The sequence below is a fragment of the Catenulispora pinistramenti genome (assembly GCF_018274385.1).
In the GTDB taxonomy this organism is placed as follows: domain Bacteria; phylum Actinomycetota; class Actinomycetes; order Streptomycetales; family Catenulisporaceae; genus Catenulispora; species Catenulispora pinistramenti.
This window is the reverse complement of record NZ_JAAFYZ010000019.1, coordinates 18,030-39,226: the sequence shown is the minus strand read 5'-3', so window position 1 is coordinate 39,226 and position 21,197 is coordinate 18,030. Positions and strand designations below refer to the sequence as shown.

The following is a 21,197-nucleotide window of genomic DNA, read 5'->3' as shown; positions in this document are numbered from 1 at the left end:
CAAGGGCGGCCGCCAGCGCGGAGCCAACGAGGACACGCTTGAAAAAAGACACGACGAATCCATTCATTGCGGCGGATTTTGTGGGCCTGGGAACACCGGGCCGGGCCCTGAACGCCCCGTACCGGGCGTCGGTCCGAGTCTGTCCCGCGACGGGTGGCGCACGGAATGGCGCAGGCCCGTCCGCCTTAGGCCAGGCCGGTCCCGGCCACGACCCCTATCCGGAATCGTGCGGTTTCCCCCTTGATCGCCAAGGCCCTGGCTGCGAGCATGGGTCCGGCACGGGAGGCCGGATACTGCAAAAGGGGGTGTGCCGTGCTTGGTTCGCTAGGTCTGGATCCGCTAGCGCAAGCGGTCTATAGCGCGATGCTCGCCGACCCCTCAGTGGGCGTCCACGAGCTGACAGAGCGCCTTGGCCAGGACGAGGACGACATCCGGGGCACCCTGAACAGCCTCGTGGAGCTGGCCTTGCTGCGGCCTTCGCGGGAACGCACCGGCGGGCTGTATCCGGTCCCCTTGGTAGCCGGGATGCAGTTGCTGGTGCGGCGGCAGGAAGAGGAATTGGCCGCCAGCCGGGACGCCGTGGCGGCGGGCCGGGCGGCCGAAGCCGACCGGGAGCCGGCCGAGCGGCTGATCGGCCTGGACGCGGTCCAGGTCGGGCTGGAGCAGTTGGCCTCCGGCGCCATGGTCGAGGTCCTGTCAATGGTGCCGGGCAGCACCATCCACCCGGCGGCGCTCAAGGCCTCGGAGTCCGCGGACGACGACCTGGCCAGCCGGGTCCGGGTCCGGGTGCTCTACCACTCCACGGTCCGCCAGGACGCCACCACCATCGCCTACGGCCGCTGGATGGCCGAGCGCGGCAGCGAGGTCCGGCTCTCCCCCTCCGTCACCCGCCGGCTGCTCATCGTGGACGGCAAGACGGCCGTGGTACCGATCAAGCCGAACGAGACCAGCGTCGGCGCCCTGTGCGTCCGCGAGCCCGGGCTGATCGACCAACTGACGGCCCTGTTCGAACTGATCTGGACGGACGCCGTCCCGCTCGGGATGCCCTCCGCCTCCGAATCCGGCGCCGGCCTGTCCCCCACCGACCGGCACCTGCTGCGGCTGCTCGCCGACGGCCTCACCGACGACGTGGCCGCCAAGCGCCTGGGCATCTCGGCCCGCACCGTGCGCCGCATCATGGCCGACCTGATGGACCGGCTGGGTGCCGAGAGCCGGTTCGAGGCCGGGGTCGAGGCGGCGCGGCGCGGCTGGCTTTAGGGCCGGCGTGGATTGATGGCCGGGCGGCCTCCACCCGCGGCGGTCACGAGGACAGCCGTGAGCTCAGTCCGCCGACGTCTCCACCGGCTCCGGCGTCAGCCCACTGACCTGTGCGTACAGCGCGAGCAGCGCCGGCACCTGGCCCTCCCAGCTATGCGCGGCCAGCATCTCGTCGGTGTACACCGCCGCGTACCGCTCGCGGTCCGAGGCCACCGCGCGCACCGCGCGCACCAGGGCGTCGACGTCGTCGACCTCGAACACCTCGCCGTTGCCGAGCTCGCGGGTCAGCGCCCCGGCCGCCTTGACGTCGCTGACCACGACCGGGAGCCGGGCGCCGATGTACGACCAGTACTTCGTCGTGATCGTCAGTTCCTGGGTGGGGATGCGGCGCAGGGTGTCGATGCCGATCGTGGCCGAGGCGATGAAGTCGGTGAGCTCCTCGACCGGTACGTAGTCCAGGACGTGGAAGCGGTCTGCGACGCCCAGCTCGCCCGCCAGGGTCACCAGTTCGGCGACGTAGCCGCCGCGCGAGGCCACCATGAGCACCAGGTGGGTGTCGGCCAGCTTCGGCAGCGCCCGGACCGCCGTGTCCAGGCCGCGGATCGGGGTGACGGCGCCCGGATACACCAGGATCGTCGCCTCGGGGCCCAGGCCCAGGTGGCCGCGGACGCCGGGTTCCTTGCCGCCGGCGACGGTGAACGTCGAGGCCTCCGGCATGTTGCGGACCACGGTCGGGCGCACGGTGAGCTTGTGGTGCTCGACCAGCTTGTCGGCGAAGTTGTCCACGGCGGCCACCACGCCGTCGGCGGCGGCGATGTACTTGCGTTCCTGGGCGAACATCACCGGGGCCCAGGTGACGTCCTCGGGACGGACGTCACCGGCGGTGTACTCGTGGGAGTCGTAGACCACCGCGACCTTGCGGCCCTTGGCCCGGGCCCGGGCCGCCGCGCGCACCGCCACGCCGAGCATCTCGGCGTCGTTGGCGTGGATCACGTCCGGCTCCAGCTGGTCGGCGACCCGGCCGAAGGAGTCCTCGAAGTCGATCAGGCGGGGCTGGACGTCCCAGGAGGACGTGTCGCCGCCGCGCTTGGCCAGCATCCGCTCGAACGCCGAGCTCGGGGCCTGCTGGGCGCTCTGGTAGTTGGTGTCGAAGGCGCGCTTGCGGGCCGCGACCCAGTAGCCGCGGGCCCGGACCAGGGTGCCGCTGGTCGTCAGCCCGGCCTTGCCGAACAGCGCGGCGAACGGGCCCGCGCCGGCGCTGATCCGGCGGGCCAGCAGCTCGCGCTCGGCGGCCAGGTCCATCTGCCGCAGCCGCTGCCGCTGGTGCTTGACCCGGCTCACGTCCTGCGAGGAGTAGGCGATCAGGCCTTTGACACCGCGCCGGTGCGGGTGCGAGGAGCGGTAGCGGGTGGCGGCCATGGTCTCGGCCGCGCGGACCACGGTCACCGCGCCGAGCTCGGACTCCTCGCGCTTGCCGGTGTAGGAGCGTCCGACCAGGTAGGTGTCCCAGCCGGCCGCGGCCGCCGAGCGCGCTTCCTTCTGCACCCGGGAGTCGCCGTCGATGAAGTTCCCGACCAGCATGACTACTCGAGGACGGCGCTGGTCGGACGTGGTCACTGTTCCTCCGGGGGCAGGTGTGGACTGGCTCGGATTCTAGCAACGGCGAATCCGAGCCCGAGCTTGGGTTAGGCTCCCCTGAGCCAGGGTCCGATGGCCTCGGCGGACTTGCGGCCGTCGTGGAACTCGCGGACGAACGCGCGGCCGGTGGCCGCCACCGCGCGCGCCTTGTCCCGGTCGGCGAGCACACCCTCGATCACCTCGCCGAGCGAGTCCGGGTCGGCCTGGATGGTCGGGATCTCGGCCGGCACCCGGTCCCGGACCCGCTGGTCGATGTTGGCGATGCTGACCCGGCCGGCGGCCATCGCCTGGCAGGTCATCACGCCGTAATTGCCGATCACGAAGTGATCCAGCACGATGTCCGCGTCCTGCACCACGCCGACCAGGTCGGCCTGCGGGATGTGCTCCAGCCGCCGGTACTCGATCAGGCCGCGGGACTCCAGGTCGCGCAGCGTCGGCTCGATCAGGTCCGAGCCCTTCATGAACGGGCGGGACGGCGCGTGCACGACCACCGGCACCTCGCGCTCCAGCGGCGCCCGGGTCCCCTCGGTCCACTGCTCCAGGTCCACGACCACCGGCAGCCAGGTGGCGTGCGGGACGTCGTCGATCAGGTCCGGGGTGGAGACGAAGACCGGGCCGTCGAACTCCGCGACCCACTTGGCCATCTCGTCGGTCTTGCCGCGCAGCACCTCGGTGAGCTTCTGGTCCTCCTCGCTCACCGGCGCGCGGAAGGGCGAGAACTTGTAGAGCTCGATGTGCCGGTCGGGCGACCGGATGTCGGAGCCGTGGAACAGCAGCCCGCTGCGGATCCCGGCCCGGCGCAGCTCGGGCAGGTCGTCGGCGAGCAGCCCGCCGTTGAGCCGGCCGAAGACCGCCAGCCCGCTCTCGGACAGCACGTGGGTGACGGTGTCCAGGGTGTCGGCGACGCGCGCCAGGCCCCACAGCGGGTCGACCCAGTCCTTGTCCTCGGCCTTGATGTCGGAGCCGTAGGCGAAGGCGTAGCTCTTCTTCTGGATGTTGCGGGCCGTGATCCCGGCGTGCTCCCGCACCGCGCGGGCCCACGCGTACCCCATACCGGCGTTGTTGTTGGACCCGATGAGCAGCGAAGGCTGTGCCGGGCTCTCCGCCTTCGACTGCGCCTTGCCGGGGGCGACCGCGGCCCGGCCGATCTTGGCCACCGCCTTCTCGGCGGTCTTGTCGCACGCCACGACCACATCCGGGGCGAAGGCGTCCAGGTAGGGACCGATCTCGGCGGCGATGTCGGCGGCGGACCAGGTGGCCGCGGGATTCCCCAGCGCCTTGCCGCGCGCGTTACGCGTGGTGAGCACGGCCTTACGCCCGATCTTGCCCAACGCCCCGGGCGCGGAGTCGAAGGACGTCCCGACCCGCACCTCGACGACGTGCACGCCGCCCCGCGACGGATCCGGCTTCCGCTTGCCGAAAGCGGGAGTCAGCAGCAGGACGCTGTACCCGTCGGCGAGCAGCCGCTCCGCCTCCGCCCGCGCGGCCTCGGCGGCGGCCGCGGGCGCCGCGGAGACGACGGCGGCCCGGCTGCGGGCGGCGGCGGGCTGATCCTGCTCAGGCATGGCTCGGCGGCTTTCTGGTGGCGCGTACCCGGTCGGTCGGCCGGTGCCGCCACGTTAGCCGATTCGGGTGAGGCGGGTGGGGTGTGGGCGACCGGTCCGAGGGCGGGGTAAGGGATGATGTGAGTACTCGTTCGAGCGGACCGGATGGGCTGAACGGGTGAATGAGAGGAAAAGAGAGGGGCTGATTCCCGATGAGTCCGGCGGATGATGGCAGGCGAATCGAAGGAGGTTTCGACTTGAACTCCATCATGCACGCCTCCGAACCGCTTACCACCAAAGAGTTCTTCGACCTCGACGTGGACGAGAAGCTCAAGGTGGAACTCATCGGAGGTGCACTGGCCGTGAGTCCGTCATCAGCGTTCTGGCACAACCGAGCAGCGAACCGCCTGTTTCGAATCCTCGAAGACAGCATGGGGAGCGCGTTTCCAGTTTTTACCGACATCGATGTCACCCTCGAAGAGACTACTGTCGTCCGCCCTGATGTCTTCGTCATCAATACGGCCGACTTCGCCCCTAACCGCACCGCGATGGCGAGCGACCTGGTGTTGGCCATCGAGATCATGTCGCCCGGTTCCAAAGTGAACGACCGCCGGGTAAAACCGGCGCTCTACCGCGATGCCGGCATTCCCTCGTGGCGCATCGAGTGCAGCGGCCGACGCCTCGCACTCTTCGAGATCCCGCTGCGCGGCGACGAAGTGACCCATCTCGGCCAGGTGACCCTCAAAGTCGCCGACATCGACGTCCCCCTCGACCTCGACGCCATCGCCCGCTACGCCCTCGGCGAGTAGCCCTACTTCAGCTTCTTCCGCAGCCCGCGATAAGCCCGATCGGCCTTGCGCACCGCCAGATGCAGCCCGGGCCGCTCCTCCAAGCGGTCCCGACGCGTCAGGCCGGGCAGCGGCTCGCCGTTCGGGCCCAGCTGGGCCCGCAGCCGCTCGATCTCGGCCTCCAGCTCCCGCACCCGCTTCTTGCCGGTCGACTCCGGCCACTCCGGGTAGGCGCTGACCACCCGGCCGCGCGGGCGGTTGTACGCCGCCAGCAGCTGCGCCGCCACCACCTTGCTGTCGTGGCGCTGCGTCACCCAGGTCAGGCCCTCGGCGCGCAGCCGCGTGCGTTCCGCCGGGTCGGCCGCCAGCTTGCGGACCACTTCGGCCAGCGATGCGCCGGTGGCCTCGACGATCGGGACCTGCGACACCGGGGCACCGGGCATCGCCTCGCGGGCGCGGACGCGCTCGTGGATGTGCGCGATCGCGATCGCGCCGGAGGCCATCGCCTCGCAGGAGACCACTCCGTGGTCGCCGATGGTCAGCGAGTCGACCACCAGGTCCGCCGTGGCGAACTCGGCCTTGACCTGGTCGCGGGTCAGGCCGGACAGCGGGCGGTAGCCGATCACGCCCTCGTCGTGGAGCGGCCGCAGGGCGGCGTCGACCAGGTCCGAGCCCTTGGTGGCGCGCCGGGACGGCATGTGCACCACGACCGGGACGGCCGGTTCGGCGCCGCGCGTGGTGCGCCAGGCCGCGACGTCCAGGGCCAGCGGGATCAGCTCGGCGTCCGGGACGTAGTCCGGCAGGCCCGCGGTGGAGACGAACATGGCGTCGCAGAAGCGGCGGGCCACCGAGACCCGCGCGCGGATGGCGTCCTCATCGACCGTCGCGCCGGCCAGGTACGAGTCCGGCTCGCGTTCGGCGTGGACCGAGGGCAGGCGGACGTCGGAGCCGTGCCAGTGCATGTAGACCCGCTTGCCGAGCGAGCGCAGCAGCGGCAGGTCCCACAGCTCGGGCAGCACCGGCTCCCTGGCGTCCAGCAGCCCGCGGCCGTACTGCAGGTGGAACACGTCGAACGAGCGCACCGCCTCGTCCAGCGCCTGCCAGCGATACATCGGGTCGGCCAGCAGCCGGTCCTGGTCCCACTCGCGGTCCGGGCGCAGCCCGAAGGCCGGTTCACCGAACGACCACACCTGCGCGTCCACGCCTTGCGCGCGCAGCGCCTTGGCCCACTCGGACGGCTGGCCGGCGATGTCCCGGGGGGCGTAGAGGACGCGGAGCTTCGACACGGACCGACCCTACTGCCCCGGCCCGGGCGCGAACCACTCGTCCTGAACCCGGCGGATCAATCGCCTCGCGGGGCGAGGCGCTCATAGATCCCGCGCAGGACCTCGGAATCGGCCTCCCAGCTCAGTGCCGGGGCGGCCGCGCGCACGTTGACCGCGTAGGTCGCGTAGTTGTCCGCGACCTCGCGCAGGGCCTCGGCCAGCGACTCGGCGTCGCCCGGCCGGTAGAGGGCCCCCAGCTTGTGCTCCTCGACCACGCGTCGCAGTTCCTGCACGTCGGTGCCGACCACCGGGACGCCGGCGCGGACCGCGTGGAAGAGCTTGTTCGGCATCGCCAGGCGGTGGTTCTGCCACTTGTCGGAGTGGGTGACCAGGGAGATGCCCAGCTCGCGCAGGAGCGCGTCCACCTCGTCCACCGGGCGGGCGCCGAGCACCTCGGCCGCCTTGGAGTCGTAGGAGCCCAGATACGTGTCGTCGGCCGGGCCGGCGATGACGATGCGCAGCGGCTTCACCAGTTCCGAGGCCCCGGCGATCGCCTCCAGCTCGCGGAACGGCGCGATGCGGCCCGCGTATACGGCCCCTGACACACCCTTGGGCGGATCGACCGGGCCGCCCTCGGGCAGCGGGAAGGTGTTGCGGACGACCTCGACGTGGCGCCAGCCGTAAGCCGTGCGCAGCGCCTCGGCCACGCCCTCGCCGACGGTGATGACGGCGGCTGCGCGGGCGCCCCAGGCCTGTTCCTGCTTGGCTTCCCGGCGCTTCTGGAACGGCGTCGGGCGGCCGACCCGCGGCCGGCCCTGCCAGAGCTCGTGGGTGTCGTAGACGAGCGGGACACGCTTGTCCTGCGCCAGTTCCACGCCCAGTGGCAGGGTGTTGAAATCGTGCGCGTGCACGATGTCGAACTCCTGCTTCCCGGCCAGCTGTTTGGCCTTGGCCCGCCACGAGGCGAACGCCGAGTTGCGGTGCTGTGGCAGCAGCAGCCAGCGCGCGGTGCGCAGGTGCGGCGGGAGTTTGCGCCGCGCGCCCAGCGATTCGGCGCCCTGCTTGCGGAACGCCGAGCCGGCGCCGACGCTGGACACCGTGACCCCGGCCGGCGGTTCGTAGCCGGTCGAGACGTCCTTGCCGACGACGTGGACCGCGTGGCCGGCGTCGGCCAGCGCCGCGGCCTCGCGCATCACCCGGGTGTCGGTGGCGACGTTGGAGATGACGAGCATCAGGATGCGCATGCGCGGCTACTTCTTCGGGGTCTTGCCGGTGGCCTTGGCCAGGCGCGCCGGGGAGGTGAGGAAACCGTAGGCCCAGGAACCGTGCATGGTGGCCAGCACCAGCGGGAGCCGGGCGCGGACGCCCGAGGGCAGGCCGCGCGACTCGTACAGCGCGCCGGCGGTCAGTGCGCCGAAGTAGCCGACGGGGATGATGAAACCGAGCACCGCTATGCCGGGGCCGCCGGTGAGGCCGGCCAGGCCGACGACGGTGCCGGTGGCGACGGCCAGCAGCGCTCCGGGCGGCGCGAGGTAGCGCGGGTTCGCGGTGCCGGCGTGGGTGCGCATCACGACTCGGCGCCAGCGGCCGTACTCCTTGTACTGCTTGGCCAGCGCCCGGAAGGTCGGGCGCGGCCGGTAGGTCACCGACAGGCCCGGGTCGAACCAGATCAGCCCGCCGGACTCGCGGATCCGGTAGTTCAGCTCCCAGTCCTGGGCCCGGGTGAAGTGCTCGTCGTAGCCGCCGAGTTCGTCGAGCACGTCGCGGCGGAACACCCCGAGGTAGACGGTGTCCGCCGGGCCGCCCTCGCCGCCGGTGTGGTTGGGCGCGTTGCCGACGCCCAGCTTGCTGGTCATGGCCCGGGCCACGGCCTGCTCGAAGCCGGTGACGCCCTCGGCCCGCATGACGCCGCCGACGTTGGCCGCGCCGGTCTGCTCCAGCAGCCGGACGGCGGTGGCGATGTAGCCGGGGACCAGTTCGCCGTGGCCGTCGACCCGGACCACGATGCCGTGTTTCACCTCGCCCAGCGCCGCGTTCAGGGCGGCCGGGGTGCGGCCGGTGGGGTTCGGCACACTGCGCACCCGCGGGTCGGCGGCCGACAGCTCGTCGGCGATCGCCTGGGTGCGGTCGGTGCTCGGGCCGATCGCCAGGATCAGCTCCAGCTCGCCGGGGTAGCCCTGGGCCAGGACGCCGTTGACCGCGAAGGCGAGGTGGCGCTCCTCGTTGAGGACCGGCATGATCACCGAGACCGGGGGCCAGGTGGTCTTGTGCTCCTCAAGCGATGCCGCGGAGGGTTCTGAGACGTTCATCGTCGGTCAGGTTACCGGCAGGATCTGTTGCCTTCCGGCGGATGCGCGGACCGCGATCAAACAGTGACCCGGCGGGGTCACCGATCGACGGTGTGCCCGGCCGCCCGCAGCGCCTCGACCGCGCGCTCGGCGGCGGGTTCGGGGACCAGGACCAGGTCGGCGTGATAGGTGGAGGCGACGAACACCGGGACCGCGGCGGCGGCCAGCGGTTCCAGCAGCGCGGCGAGCATGCCGGGCAGGTCAAGGCCGTGCGCGGAGTCGCCGCCGTAGAGCGCGCGCCACAGATCGACGCCGGCCGGCTCGGGCCCGACCACCTCGCGGACCACCGTCAGCCCCTCGGGCGCGCGGACCTGCGCGATCCAGCCGCTCGGCGGGGCGACCGCGGCCGGCAGGTGCTCGACCACGAAGCGCCCGGGGACCAGGCGCAGCCGCTGGGCCCGGGAGCCGCCGGCGGTCATTGCCCGGCCTCCGCCGGTACCGATACCTCGGCGCCCTCCACCGCCCCGGCCCGGGCCGCCTGGATGGCGCGCCGGCGGGCCAGCCGGTGGCTGCGGCGGATCTCGGCCTCGCCGTGCCGGCGGCGGTCCAGATCGGTCTCCAGCACCAGCGGCGGCACCGAACGCGGCTGGCCCTTGTCGTCGACGGCGACGAACACCAGGTAGGCGCTGGCCACGTGGCGCGGGGCGGTGCCGGCCTCGTTCCAGGGCTCGGCCATCACCCGCACGCCGACCTCCATCGAGGTGGCGCCCACCCAGTTCACCTGGGCGTAGGCGTGGACCAGGTCGCCGACCCGTACCGGGTTCAGGAACTGCATCTCGTCCATCGCGGCGGTGACCGCCGGGCCGCCGGAGTGCCGGCCGGCCACCGCCCCGGCGACGTCGTCGACGAACTTCATGACCACGCCGCCGTGCACGGTGCCGAGCAGGTTCACCTCGGTGGGGCCCATGATGTGGGACAGCATGGTGCGCGAGGCGGCGGTGGTGCGGGGCGCGGGGCCGCCGGCGGTACGGGGGGCGTCATCGGTCACCCCTTCAGCGTAGATCGTCCCGGGACGTGCCTCGATCCGGGCATCGATCCGATCCGCTGGAGACGATAGCGCCGGTCACGCCGGGGTAAGGGCTATCCTCGCCGCGCTCCCGGCGCCAAGATGTCAGGGAGCGGACACAGGACAGGGGGCGTCTGATGGCTCAAAACATCTCCGCGCGACGCGGGGCGGCTATAGCGGGGTTCGCGGCACTGGTGCTCTTGGCGCTGCTGGCCGCCTTCGACAACCAGTGGACCCAGCACTGGCGGAACGGCCGGTCCGCTGAGAACGGCAACGCGGCGCACAGCTGGATCGCCGGTCCCGTCAGGGGCCTGAGCGCGCTGGCGTGGCGGGCCACCAAGGAGAGCGGCGAGCCCAGCCGGCTCTTCTACGGCATGCTGGCCGAACCCGTGATCGCGGTGGTGCTCACCTTCCTGTTGCTGATGCTGGTCTGCCGGGGCGTGGGCGCCGAGCGCGGACGCTGGTCGCTGTTCCTCGGCAGCTGGTTCGTCACCGGGCTGGCCGCTTCGATCGCGCTGATCGCCGGGTCGGCCATCGCCGGACTCAGGGTCGCCGCCGGACTCGCCGACGATCCCGCGAACGCGCGGTTCGGGCGCGGCGACATCTACTACGCGCTGATCGCGCTGGGGCTGGCGTTCGGGCTGTTCGCCGGCTGGCTGGTCGGGTTCGTGGCGGTGCTGGTGTACGGGTCCACCGAGGGTGGTGCGCAGGAGGAGAGGGCGACGCGGGAGTACCCGTCCCCGGCGATGGACTACTCGGACTACTCGCCGTCCTCGGTGTCGTCGTCGTCCGCCTCGCCGGGCTCGCCGGACCCGGAGAGCGCGAGCGAGGACTACTCGTTCAGCCCGACGTCGCCGTACTCGTCGGGCGATCCCACCCCGGGCTACAGCGGCTACGAATCGGCGAACGCGGCGACGGAGACCAACGCGCCGCCGCAGGAGCGTGACCCCTACGGCGGCGCGCGGCCCTACTGATCGACACTGATCGCTACTGATCGGCCTACTGCTACGCGGCGTCCTCGGCCGGACCGTAGACGACGTGCAGCGTGCCGGTCTTGAACACGTCGCACTTGATCAGCCGCAGCTTGATCGGCTCGGCCAGGTCGTCCTGCCAGATCCGCAGGCCCTGGCCGAGGGCGATCGGGTGGACGAACAGGTGCAGCTCGTCCAGCAGGCCCGCGCGCAGCAGCTGCCGCACCACCGAGACCGAGCCGGACACCCCGATCGGGCCGCCGTCGCCGGCCTTGAGCTCGCGGACGAAGTCCAGCAGGTCGCCCTCCACCTGCTCGGAGTTGCGCCAGGTGAGGTCCAGCTTCTGGTGCGAGACGACGATCTTGCGCGCGTCGCCGAGGGCCTTGGCCATCTCCAGGTCCTGGCCGGCCGCCTCGCGGGCCGGCCAGGCGGCGGCGAAGCCCTCGTAGGTGGTGCGGCCGAACAGCACGGTCTTGGCGGCGCCGAGCTGCTCCATCACAGCCACGCCGAGCTCGTCGTTGAAGTAGGGAAAGTGCCAGTCCTGCGGTTCGGCCACGACGCCGTCGGCGGCGGAGAACAGGCCCGCGGTGATGGTGCGCATGATGGTGACTCCTCGGGGGATCGTCGGTCGCTTCACCGGGTCAGACGACGGCGCGGGGCGGAACTCATCGCTCCGGCTCGGAATTTCGCGCACGAACGATGAATCGGCGCCGCGGAGCCGGTCTTTAATGGCGTGAGGCGCATTGAGCGGTACGACGTGTCGTCGATCGAGCGGCCGACCAGGGCGGACCTGGAGCGGCTGGCGCGGCGGCGGCTCGACGCCCGGCGGCGGGGAAACGAGCTGGTGCTCACCGGGGTCGGGGAGCGGCTGCGGCTGCTGCTGGCGGTGACCGGGCTCGAGGAGGTGTTCCTGATGGACGGCGGGTCTTCGGAGGGCGGGCCCGACGACGCCCCGGAGCCGGAGGGGTTATCGGATCCGGGGGCGGAGGGGTTACCGGTGGAGCTACTGCCGAAGCCCGGGGGCTGAGGTCAGGCCGGGCTACCGTCGGCCCGGAGCCGCGCGGGCACCCCGAACAGCGGGAACAATCGGTCGGTGTCCAGGTAACTGCCGATCCCGGCCAGTCCGCCGTCCCGGATCTCCAGGACGATGATCGCCCACGGCGTGAAGCCGTCACCGTCCTCGGCCGGCCGGTACTGCGCGAACGCCGGCGTCCCGTTGGCCTCGACCGGCAGCAGCCGCGAACCGCGGCAGCCGCTGCCGGGGCCCGCCCACCAGGTGCGCAGCTCCTCGATGCCCTGCAGCCAGAGCTGGTAGGGCGGCATGTTCAAGGTGACGTCGGCCCGCAGCAGCTCGGTCAGACCGTCGATGTCGAAGGCCTCGAAGGCCTTCACGTACTTGGCCAGGAACTCGCGTTGCTCCTCGTCGAGCGGCTTGGCGGTGTCCCCGGCCGTGCCGCCGTCGGCCAGTGTGGCCCGGGCCCGCTGCAACGCGCTGTTGACCGAGGCCACCGAGGAGTCCAGCAGCTCGGCGGTCTCGGCGGCCGACCACGCCAGCACCTCGCGCAGGATCAGCACCGCCCGCTGCCGCGGCGCCAGCTGCTGCAACGCGGCGACGAACGCCAGCCGGATGCTCTCCCGCCCGACCGCGACCTCCGCCGGATCCCCGCTGAGCACCCGCTCGTCCGGGATCGGCCCCACCCAGACGTTCTCCTCCAGCTGCGCCATGTTCGGCGCGGTCGCCGATCCCGGTGAGAACAAGTCCATCGGCCGGGCCCGCCGCTGCGCCGCCGGCCCCATGTCCAGGCACACGTTGGTCGCGATCCGGTACAGCCAGGTCCGCAGCTGCGAGCGCCCCTGGAACCCGTCGAACTTCGACCAGGCCCGCAGCAGCGTCTCCTGCACCGCGTCCTCAGCCTCGAACGCGGAGCCCAGCATCCGGTAGCAGTAGGCGGTCAGCTCGCGGCGGAAGGGTTCGAGCTGCTCGGCGACGGCGTCGCGGTCTGTGGTCGTGGACACGTTTTTCACGATAGCCCGGCCTTCTGACAAACGGGGTGCGGGTGCGGGAAACCGGGACGGCGGAACCGGCTGATCACAGGCTTGCGGCGGACCTGTGACCGGCGTCCGGGGGCCGAGGGCACGCTCACGCCTGGTCGAGCAGCCCCGCATCGCGCCCCACCAACGCCGCCTGCACTCGGTTCGCCACGCCGAGCTTGGCCATCACCCGGGACACATGGGCCTTCACCGTCGCCTCGCTCAGATACAGGTTCTTGCCGATCTGCGCGTTCGACAGCCCCCGCGCCACCTCGGCGAGCACGTCCCGCTCGCGCGGGGTCAGGTCGGTCAGCAGCTTCGCCGCCTGCTCCGCGCGGTCCGCGACGCGCAGGCCGGTGTAGTGGTCCAGCAGGCGCTTGGTCACCGGCGGCGACAGCATCGCGTCGCCGCGGGCCACCACGCGCATCGCCGAGACCAGGTCGCGCGGCGGGGTGTCCTTCAGCAGGAAGCCGGTGGCGCCCAGGCGCAGCGCCTCGAAGATGTAGGCGTCCAGGTCGAAGGTGGTGAGCATGACCACCGGCGGCGGGTCGGGGGTGGCCTGGACCCGGCGCAGCGCCTCCAGGCCGTCCACGCGCGGCATCCGGACGTCCATCAGCACCACGTCCGGACGGTGCGCCGCGAGCGCGTCGATCACCTGGGAGCCGTCCTCGGCCTCGGCCACCACCCGCAGGTCCTCGGCGGACTCCAGGATGGTGCGCAGACCCGCGCGGACCAGGCTCTCGTCGTCGACGAGCAGAATGCGGATCATGCGGCGGGCTCCGGGGCGGGGATCAGGCGGCGGTCGGCGGGACCGGCGGTCGGGGCGGCGTGGTTCTTGTCATCGTCGGCGGCGCAGGCGGCGCCGACTGGATTCTCCGGACCCCTCTTGAGGTTCCCGGGGTGGGAACGGCTGCCGGCGGACGGGGTGACGATCACGCCGTAGTCCGCCTCCTCCTTGGTCCCGTTCTCCGGCCAGGGCAGCCAGGCCAGCACCAGGAAGCCGCCGCGCAGGGTCGGACCGGCCTCGAACGAGCCGCCGGCCACCTCGACCCGCTCACGCAGCCCGGCCAGGCCCGAGCCGGCGCCGGGCAGCGAGGTCCCCACGGCCCGCGGCGCCTGGTTCTCCACGCGCACCTCCAGGCCGATGCCCGGAGCGCCGGACAGCCGGACCGCACTGGCGGCCGAGGCGGCGTGCTTGTGGATGTTGGTCAGCGCCTCCTGGACCACCCGGTAGGCGGCGCGGCCGACCGCCTCCGGCACCTCGGCTTCCAGGCCCAGGCTGCTGTTCGGCACCAGCCGCACCGACACGCCGGCCGCGGCCGAGCGCTCGACCAGCTCGGCGATGTCGGCGAAGCGCGGCTGCGGGGCCAGCGGGGCCGAGGTGTCGCCGCTGGCCAGCACGCCGAGCACGTTGCGCAGGTCCTCCAGCGCCGAGCGCGCGGTCTCCCGGATCAGGCCGGCGGTCTGCCGGGCGGCGTCGGGCTCGGGGCGCTCGGTGATCTCCAAGCCGCCGGCGTGCAGCGCGATCAGCGAGATCCGGTGCGCCAGCACGTCGTGCATCTCGCGGGCGATCCGGGCCCGTTCGGCCAGCCGGGCGGCCTCGGCCCGCGCCTCCTGCTCGGCCTCGGCCCGCTCCGCGCGCTCCTGGAGGGCCACCAGGCGGTCGTGGCGGGCCCCGAAGTAGGCGCCGGACAGCGTCAGGACCAGGACCACCAGCAGGGTCGTCAGCAGGTCGCCGAAGGTCACGTCGTGGTTCTGGACCGCCGTCTCGGCCAGGAAGGCCACGTAGGCGACGGCGGTGAGGACCAACATCCAGCGGTCCCGGCGCTTCACCGCCAGGGCGAAGAGCATCATCGCCAGCGGGACCTGCACCTGGCCGGCGACGCACAGCACCATCGTCAGCACGGTCACGCGCTCGGTGTGCGACCGGCGCCACCACAGGGCGGCCGTCCCGACCACCGCCAGCGAGGTCTGCCAGAGCGCCATCGCCAGGTCGTGGTGCGCGTACTCGTCATCCAGCAGGTCCGCCAGCGCCTCCATCAGGGCCAGCGACATCACCGCGAGGTCGCGGGCGCGCGGGAGCCAGGACGGGGATTTCACCCCTTCAGCGTAGGTCGCCCACGGATCGGCGCACGTCCTCCTTTCGTAGGGGAACGATGGGATCATGACCAGCACGCGCAGTTCCGGCACCGCGGCGTGATCGACCTCACCTATCTGCTGATCGATTGGAAAGAGTTCATGGAGACCACACACGACCGGCAGTGGGCGGCCGACATCCAGACCAGGCTGGACATCCCGGGGTGCGCCGCAGATGGCGACTGAGGAGGGCGCGGCGGTCTCGGTGGACGACATCGCCTACGACGCGCTGCTGGAATGGGTCGCCGACGAGGTGGCGCCATACGTCGGCGAAGGACGCGTGGCGGACTACATACCGGCGCTGGCCAATGTGCCGCCGGACCGCTTCGGGATGGCCCTGGCCACCGTCGACGGCCACCTGTACGGCGTGGGCGACTTCCAGGAGCGCTTCTCGCTGCAGAGCATCTCGAAGGTGTTCACCCTGGCCCTGGTGATGGCCGGGGACGCCGGGGCGCTGCGCGGCCGGGTGGGCGTGGAGCCGTCCGGCAACGCCTTCAACTCGCTGATCCAGCTGGAGTACGAACGCGGCATCCCGCGCAACCCGTTCATCAACGCCGGGGCGCTGGTCGTCACCGACATCCTGCAGACCCAGACCGGCGACGCGGCGGGCGCCGTCCTGGACTTCCTGCGCGCCGAGTCCGGCGACCACACCGTCACCATCGACGGCGCGGTGGCCGCCTCCGAGGGCGAGCACGGCGACCTGAACCTGGCCCTGGCCCACTTCATGGCCGCCTACGGCAACATCGAGAACCCGGTGGACCTCACCGCCGAGCACTACTTCCGGCACTGCTCGATCGCCATGAGCTGCGCCGAGACCGCGATGGCGGCGCTGTTCCTGGCCCGGCACGGCGTGCGCACCGACGGCACCCGGCTGCTCCCGGTCCTGGGCGCCAAGCGGGTCAACGCCCTGATGATGACCTGCGGCGCCTACGACGCGGCCGGCGACTTCGCCTTCCGGGTGGGCCTGCCCGGCAAGAGCGGCGTGGGCGGCGGCATCGTCGCCGTGGTCCCGGGCCGCGCGGCGCTGTGCGTGTGGTCGCCGGCACTGGACCCGCACGGGAACTCGGTGGCCGGGGTGGAGGCCCTGGACCGGTTCAGCGCGGCCACCGGCTGGTCGGTGTTCTGATCCCGGCCGGCGGCGCACACAGCACGGCGCCGGCCGGGCCCTGAAGACCCGGCCGGCGCCGCACCGAAACCCGTTCCGGGCTAGCCGAACCGGCCGTTCACGTAGTCCGAGGTCCGCTCGTCCTGCGGGTCCTCGAACAGCTGCCGCGTCGGCCCGGCCTCCACGATCCGCCCCGGCGTGTCGTGCGTGGCCAGGAAGAACGCGCAGCTCTGCGAGACCCGCGCGGCCTGCTGCATGTTGTGGGTGACGATCACGATCGTCAGCCGGCCGCGCAGGTCGGCGATGGTCTCCTCGACCCGGCGGGTGGAGGTCGGGTCCAGGGCGGAGCAGGGCTCGTCCATCAGCAGCACGTCCGGCTCCACCGCCAGCGAGCGGGCGATGCACAGCCGCTGCTGCTGGCCGCCGGACAGCGCGCCGCCGGGCGCGCGGAGCCGGTTGCGGACCTCGATCCACAGACCGGCCTGGGTCAGGCTGGTCTCCACCAGCTCGTCACGCCGCGCCTTGTTGGCCCTGATCCCGGCCAGTTTCAGACCGCTGACCACGTTGTCGTAGATGGACATCGCCGGGAACGGGTTCGGGCGCTGGAACACCATGCCCACCCGGGCCCGGATGTCCGCCGGGCGCCGGCCCGGCGAGTAGATGTCGGCGCCGTCCAGCAGCACCTGCCCGGCCAGCTGCGCCGACTTCACCATCTCGTGCATGCGGTTCAGGATCCGCAGATACGTGGACTTCCCGCAGCCGGACGGCCCGATCAGGGCCGTCACCTCGCCGGGCGCCATGGTGAGCGACACCCGCTCCAGCACCTTGTGGTCGCCGAACCAGGCCGACAGGTCGCGGGTCTCCAGGCTGGACAGGCGGCCGACGGCCCCGTCCCCGTCCGGACCAGCGGCCGAGCCGGGGCCGGGCGGAACCGGCGGCAGCTGCTCGGTGGGGGCGTCCGCGGCCGAGGCCGTCGCCACCCCGCCGTGCTCTTCTATCTCGGTCATCGTGGTCCCAGGTTCAGTTGAGGTTCGGCAGCAAGATGGCGGCGTTCTCGTACACGCACCACAGCAGCGCGGCCAGCACCGGCGCCATGGACAGGTAGACGGCGCGCCGGTTCCACACCACGCTCAGCCCGACCGTCGCGGCCACCGCCAGGGCCAGGGCCAGCGCCCACAGCTGCAATGTGGGCCAGGCGTCGGTGTCGGAGGCCAGCGGCTTGTCCAGGTCGCTTTGCGTACCGCGCTGTCCGGAGCCGCCCGCGGGCTCGCCGTCCAGGTGCGCACCGACATAGACGGCGTGGGTCGGGATCCAGGTCGAGTCGCCGGTGGCCAGCACCAGCCGGTTCTTGAAGGGGTCGACGATCGGCTTGGACCCCTGGCCGAAGGCGTTCACGGTGTAGGTGAAGGTGCCCTCGCCGGTGGTGAAGTCGATCTTGTCGCCGACCTGGAGCCCGGTCAGCGCGGCGAACGGCGCGCCGAACGTCCCGCTCCGCCCCATCACCACGCTGACCCCGGGCTGGCCGGGCAGCACGGTGTCCCGGCGGTGCCCGGGCCCCTTGGCCAGGTCGGCGCCGGTCGTGCCCTCGACGATGACCGCCTGGTGCACCCCGATCGCCGGGATGTCCATGATGGCCAGCGGGACCCCGTCCGGCGACGGGCTGACCGGCGCCGTCGCCTGCGCGAGCTCAGCGGCCAGCACCCGGTAGAGGTTGGCCTGACTGTGCTGTTCCTGGAGCCGGGACAATCCGTAGGCGTAGCCGGCGAACCCGAGGATGAGCACGGACAGCAGGCTCGCCGCCGTGGCCACCGTCCGCACGATCCGCCGGCCCCGGCCGGCGCGCAGCGCGGCGCGCACAGCGGCGGCCGACTGCCGGGGCCGGGCCGGCTGAGCCTCCGACTCCGGCTCCGGAGACTCAAGCGTCACAGTGGCCTGCTTCTCCTCGGGATCCGCCTCCGCGGTGCCGACGGCCTCGGTCCCGGAGTCCAGCTCCGGGTCCAGCGACGTGGTGGGCGCGGTCACAGCTTCGGCTCCGATTCCCCCCGGTCCGCGGCATTGGCCGCGGCCAATCTCCGGCGGCGCACCAACATGTTGCCGAGCATCGGCGGGATGGTCACCACCGCCAGCAGTTCCAACGCCGTGAGACCGGCCATCAGCTTCGGATCACGGTGCTGTGGCACGTCGGCCACCACCTGCGTGGCTCCTCCGCTGGACCCGCCGCTGTCCCCGCCGCTGGAGTCGTCGAGGGTCTGCCCGGTGACCGGGTCGATCCCACCGGCACCACCGCCGGTGGTGCCGCCCGTGGTCCCGCCGACCGCGCCTCCGGTGGTCCCGCCGGTACCGCCGGCACCGCCGGTGTTCCCGCCGTTCGACCCCGAACCGCCGTTGGCTCCGCCAGAGGTCCCGCCAGACGTCGAGTGGCCGCCGGTGGTGCTGCCCTTCTTGCCGCCCGAGGAACCGCCGGAGGAGCCGCCGGCCGACCCGCCCGAGCCGCCGCCGGAAGTCCCGACCGTGCAGTTCAGCGGGGTGCCGGCCTTGTCACAGGGGCTCGGCTGCGGCGCGTCGGCGAGCACCGTCAGCTGGCCGGAGGCGTTGAAGGTCGGGTTCGGGCAGTTGGACAGGGTGTTGGGATCCACGCCGGACTGCTGCCCGGGGATGTGCGACACCTGGAGCATCCCGCCTTTCACCAGGTTCCGCGGGATCGGCGAGTACCCGAGTTGGTCGGCCTCGGCCTGCCCGCCGCACAGGATGTAGGCGGCGTACTTCGACAGCGCGGCGCCGTGGTCGTCGCTCGCCCTGGGCAGCGCCGGCAGCGTCCCGGTATCGCGGGGCACGATGATGTAGCTGTAGCTGGAGATCGGGTACGACCGGGGGTCCGTCATCGTGTAGACCGCGTCGAGGTTCTGCTGCAGATAGTTCGGGTCGCTCGGCGGGGTGTCGTCGTCCACGCCGCGGATCTTCGCGGCGGTGAGCGCGATCGCGACGTTCGACGCGGTCGGGATGGAGTAGTAGCCGGCGGGGTTCAGGACCTTGACGACCGGCCAGTTGTTGAGCTTGGCGTAGGCGTACTCGTCGTAGCCGATGGCGCCCTCGCCTTGCGGGGACATGATGAAACCGGCCACCACGTCCGAGCCGTTCTCGGAGTGCATGTTGCTGCTGGGCGGGGTCGGGAAGAACTCCGTGTAATCACCGCAGGAGACACCGTTGATCGCGTTGCAATACGCGTCCCACTGCGCCTTGTGCGTGTGCTCCATGTAGCGGGTCCACTGCGCGGTCGCACCGGAACCGTCGGAGCGCACCACCGGGGTGATCGGCTCGTGCGGCAGGTTCCCCGGGTAGTCGGCCTTGATCCGCGGGTCGTCCCACATGGTGATCTGGTTGGTGAAGATGTCGACCAGCACGTCGGGCGACAGGCGCAGGTCGGTGACCTGCTTGCCGCCGATCTTCAGGTTGTACATGAAGGTCGTGCCGCCGGCGGTCACCGGAACGTAGGAGTACCGCCAGGTCGGGTTCTCGATGTTCCCCGCGCCGGTGTTCGAACCGCTCACGCCCTGGTCTCTCGTGCTGCGGAACGGAACGTCGGAAGCCGTGAAGTCGTCCAGACCGCTTTCCCAGTCGGTCCGGCCGGCCGCCGAGCCGTTGGCCGAGAAGTTGATGTTGATGCCCTGCGGCAGGATGTCCCGGCGCCACTGGTCCAGCGCCGGACCGCTCCACGAGGAGCCGGACCCGCTCAACGCGGTGGCGGCGTGCGCCGGGGTGGCCGGAGTGAGCGCGGCGGCCAGGGCCGCGGTCACGGCCAGGCCGGCCGCCAGCCAGACCGGGATTCGGGGTCTGAGGATGCGGGCTGTTTTCACGAGGCTGGCTCCGGTTCCGGATGGATGATTGCCGCGGCGGTGGGCGCAGGAGTCACAGCCGGCGCCTGCGGCCTGGCGGGATGCGTCGCGGCGATGCGGACCCGGTCACGGGCCATCTGGCGACGGCGACGCCGCGACAACTCGCCGGGTCGACGGCCGCCGGCCATGCGCGCGGCGACGAACAGGATCATGACGATGGCCATCAGCACCAGCGCTCCGCCGAAGGCCCGGATCTTCATGTTCTCTTGCGGATAACGCACGTAGTTCCACACGTAGAGCGGCAGGCTGACCTGCTGCCCGCTGAACGGGTTCGAGTTCTTGCCGGAGGAGAACCCGGCCGTGAGCAGGACCGGCGAGGTCTCGCCCACCGCGCGGGCCATGCCCAACAGGACCGCAGTCGTCAGACCGGAGCGGGCGGTCGGCAGCACCACGTTCCACACCGTGCGCCACTGGCTCCCGCCCAGCGCGTAAGAGGCCTCTCGCAAGGTGTTGGGCACGATGCGGATCACCACTTCGGCGGCGCGGGTCACGATCGGCATCATCATCACGGTCAGCGCCAGCGACGCGGCGAAGCCGCTGCGGTCGTAGCCCAGGGTCAGGATCACCGAGCCGAGCACGAACAGCCCGGCCACGATCGAGGGCAGCGCGGTCATCGCCGTGACCACGGTGCGCACCGGTCGGGCCAGCCGCCCGCCGATCTCGGACATGAACACCGCGGCGGCGATGCCCAGCGGCACCGCGAACAAGGTCGCCAGACCCAGTTGCTCCAGCGAACCGATCATCGCGTGCAATATGCCGCCGCTGTTCAGACCGTCCAACGGCCCGGTCTTCTGCATGTCGGTGGTCAGGAAGTTGCCATGCCCGATGGCCTTCTCTCCCCGCCAGCCCACGTAGGCGATCAGGTCGACGAGTACCACCAGCACGAAGACCCCGGCGCCGGTGAACATGGCCGCGGCAAGCTTCTCCCGCACGTGACGCGCCTCCCACTGGGTGCGCGCGATGCCCCAGTAGAAGACCAGGAACATCACATACCAGCACAGCCAGAACCCGAGTGCGCCGGACCACGGCATGATCCGCTCGTACACCAGCCAGACCAGCCCGAGCGCGCCCACGGCGGCGCCGGCCAGAGTGCCGATGTCGGCGGTGGTGATCGCGCCGGGACGCACCCGGACCTGCCCGGTGGCCGCGTCGAGATACGCGGTGCCCTCACCGGTCGCGCCACTGCTCGTGGCGATATCGATAAGTGTCATGACG

General features: G+C 71.8%; 21 protein-coding genes. 6 read left to right on the top strand and 15 right to left on the bottom strand.

Annotation, left to right across the window (positions count from 1 at the left end; all coding sequences use genetic code 11):
- The first annotated feature begins 312 nt into the window (after positions 1-312).
- Positions 313-1,257, top strand: coding sequence for a helix-turn-helix domain-containing protein (locus KGQ19_RS51785; RefSeq protein ID WP_212008499.1), 945 nt, complete (start codon positions 313-315; stop codon positions 1,255-1,257).
- A 63-nt stretch (positions 1,258-1,320) separates the two neighbouring features.
- On the opposite strand, the gene KGQ19_RS08250 is transcribed toward KGQ19_RS51785, so the two are convergent.
- Together KGQ19_RS08250 and KGQ19_RS08245 are read right to left on the bottom strand one after the other, a co-directional pair.
- Positions 1,321-2,874, bottom strand: coding sequence for a glycosyltransferase family 4 protein (locus tag KGQ19_RS08250; protein ID WP_307856366.1), 1,554 nt, complete (start codon positions 2,872-2,874; stop codon positions 1,321-1,323).
- Between the two features lie 68 nt (positions 2,875-2,942).
- Positions 2,943-4,460 (bottom strand): glycosyltransferase, encoded by a 1,518-nt coding sequence (locus tag KGQ19_RS08245; protein WP_212008498.1) that lies wholly within the window; start codon positions 4,458-4,460, stop codon positions 2,943-2,945.
- A gap of 236 nt (positions 4,461-4,696) precedes the next feature.
- Between KGQ19_RS08245 and KGQ19_RS08240 the strand changes: the two genes are divergently transcribed.
- Complete coding sequence (locus KGQ19_RS08240) at positions 4,697-5,248, top strand: Uma2 family endonuclease (RefSeq protein ID WP_212008497.1); 552 nt, start codon at positions 4,697-4,699, stop codon at positions 5,246-5,248.
- A gap of 2 nt (positions 5,249-5,250) precedes the next feature.
- On the opposite strand, the gene KGQ19_RS51780 is transcribed toward KGQ19_RS08240, so the two are convergent.
- The 5 genes from KGQ19_RS51780 to KGQ19_RS08215 all read right to left on the bottom strand — a co-directional run bounded on the left by KGQ19_RS51780 (position 5,251) and on the right by KGQ19_RS08215 (position 9,828).
- On the bottom strand, positions 5,251-6,513 hold the full coding sequence (locus tag KGQ19_RS51780; RefSeq protein ID WP_212008496.1) for a glycosyltransferase family protein: 1,263 nt from the start codon (positions 6,511-6,513) through the stop codon (positions 5,251-5,253).
- Between the two features lie 56 nt (positions 6,514-6,569).
- The gene (locus KGQ19_RS08230; protein WP_212008495.1) at positions 6,570-7,736 is read right to left on the bottom strand and encodes a glycosyltransferase family 4 protein; all 1,167 of its coding nucleotides are present in this window, start codon (positions 7,734-7,736) and stop codon (positions 6,570-6,572) included.
- A gap of 6 nt (positions 7,737-7,742) precedes the next feature.
- A complete protein-coding gene (locus KGQ19_RS08225; RefSeq protein ID WP_212008494.1) occupies positions 7,743-8,801 on the bottom strand; it encodes a glycosyltransferase family 2 protein in 1,059 nt (352 codons plus the stop codon).
- Positions 8,802-8,878: 77 nt separating this feature from the next.
- Complete coding sequence (locus KGQ19_RS08220) at positions 8,879-9,259, bottom strand: ACT domain-containing protein (protein WP_212008493.1); 381 nt, start codon at positions 9,257-9,259, stop codon at positions 8,879-8,881.
- Positions 9,256-9,828, bottom strand: a complete 573-nt coding sequence (locus tag KGQ19_RS08215) for an acyl-CoA thioesterase (RefSeq protein WP_212008492.1) — start codon at positions 9,826-9,828, stop codon at positions 9,256-9,258. The genes KGQ19_RS08220 and KGQ19_RS08215 overlap by 4 nt, the downstream gene beginning before the upstream one ends.
- A 155-nt stretch (positions 9,829-9,983) precedes the next feature.
- Here KGQ19_RS08215 and KGQ19_RS08210 point away from each other — a divergent pair, with 155 nt between their 5' ends.
- The gene (locus KGQ19_RS08210; RefSeq protein ID WP_212008491.1) at positions 9,984-10,820 is read left to right on the top strand and encodes a hypothetical protein; all 837 of its coding nucleotides are present in this window, start codon (positions 9,984-9,986) and stop codon (positions 10,818-10,820) included.
- Between the two features lie 31 nt (positions 10,821-10,851).
- On the opposite strand, the gene KGQ19_RS08205 is transcribed toward KGQ19_RS08210, so the two are convergent.
- A complete protein-coding gene (locus KGQ19_RS08205; protein ID WP_212008490.1) occupies positions 10,852-11,418 on the bottom strand; it encodes a dihydrofolate reductase family protein in 567 nt (188 codons plus the stop codon).
- 132 nt (positions 11,419-11,550) lie between these two features.
- Here KGQ19_RS08205 and KGQ19_RS08200 point away from each other — a divergent pair, with 132 nt between their 5' ends.
- Positions 11,551-11,844, top strand: coding sequence for a hypothetical protein (locus KGQ19_RS08200; RefSeq protein WP_212008489.1), 294 nt, complete (start codon positions 11,551-11,553; stop codon positions 11,842-11,844).
- A 2-nt stretch (positions 11,845-11,846) separates the two neighbouring features.
- Here KGQ19_RS08200 and KGQ19_RS08195 read toward each other — a convergent pair whose 3' ends face one another.
- From KGQ19_RS08195 to KGQ19_RS49385, 3 genes are all read right to left on the bottom strand, one after another.
- On the bottom strand, positions 11,847-12,833 hold the full coding sequence (locus KGQ19_RS08195) for a sigma-70 family RNA polymerase sigma factor (RefSeq protein ID WP_307856365.1): 987 nt from the start codon (positions 12,831-12,833) through the stop codon (positions 11,847-11,849).
- Positions 12,834-12,957: 124 nt separating this feature from the next.
- On the bottom strand, positions 12,958-13,617 hold the full coding sequence (locus KGQ19_RS08190) for a response regulator (RefSeq protein WP_212008488.1): 660 nt from the start codon (positions 13,615-13,617) through the stop codon (positions 12,958-12,960).
- The gene (locus KGQ19_RS49385; RefSeq protein ID WP_212008487.1) at positions 13,614-14,948 is read right to left on the bottom strand and encodes a sensor histidine kinase; all 1,335 of its coding nucleotides are present in this window, start codon (positions 14,946-14,948) and stop codon (positions 13,614-13,616) included. Before KGQ19_RS49385 ends, KGQ19_RS08190 begins: the two co-directional genes overlap by 4 nt.
- Before the next feature lie 96 nt (positions 14,949-15,044).
- Here KGQ19_RS49385 and KGQ19_RS50930 point away from each other — a divergent pair, with 96 nt between their 5' ends.
- Together KGQ19_RS50930 and KGQ19_RS08180 are read left to right on the top strand one after the other, a co-directional pair.
- Complete coding sequence (locus tag KGQ19_RS50930) at positions 15,045-15,170, top strand: hypothetical protein (RefSeq protein ID WP_268907750.1); 126 nt, start codon at positions 15,045-15,047, stop codon at positions 15,168-15,170.
- Positions 15,160-16,110 (top strand): glutaminase, encoded by a 951-nt coding sequence (locus tag KGQ19_RS08180; RefSeq protein WP_212008486.1) that lies wholly within the window; start codon positions 15,160-15,162, stop codon positions 16,108-16,110. Before KGQ19_RS50930 ends, KGQ19_RS08180 begins: the two co-directional genes overlap by 11 nt.
- Before the next feature lie 80 nt (positions 16,111-16,190).
- Here KGQ19_RS08180 and KGQ19_RS08175 read toward each other — a convergent pair whose 3' ends face one another.
- From KGQ19_RS08175 to pstA, 4 genes are read right to left on the bottom strand one after another with little or no spacing between them, the layout of a single operon-like run.
- Positions 16,191-17,096 (bottom strand): phosphate ABC transporter ATP-binding protein, encoded by a 906-nt coding sequence (locus KGQ19_RS08175; protein ID WP_212008485.1) that lies wholly within the window; start codon positions 17,094-17,096, stop codon positions 16,191-16,193.
- Positions 17,097-17,109: 13 nt separating this feature from the next.
- Positions 17,110-18,111 (bottom strand): sortase, encoded by a 1,002-nt coding sequence (locus tag KGQ19_RS51775; protein WP_307856364.1) that lies wholly within the window; start codon positions 18,109-18,111, stop codon positions 17,110-17,112.
- Positions 18,108-19,943 carry a substrate-binding domain-containing protein gene (locus tag KGQ19_RS08165; RefSeq protein ID WP_212008484.1) on the bottom strand — a complete coding sequence of 612 codons (1,836 nt, stop codon included), beginning with the start codon at positions 19,941-19,943 and terminating at the stop codon, positions 18,108-18,110. The genes KGQ19_RS51775 and KGQ19_RS08165 overlap by 4 nt, the downstream gene beginning before the upstream one ends.
- Positions 19,940-21,193 (bottom strand): phosphate ABC transporter permease PstA, encoded by a 1,254-nt coding sequence (gene pstA, locus KGQ19_RS08160; RefSeq protein ID WP_212008483.1) that lies wholly within the window; start codon positions 21,191-21,193, stop codon positions 19,940-19,942. The genes KGQ19_RS08165 and pstA overlap by 4 nt, the downstream gene beginning before the upstream one ends.
- Positions 21,194-21,197 lie beyond the last annotated feature (4 nt).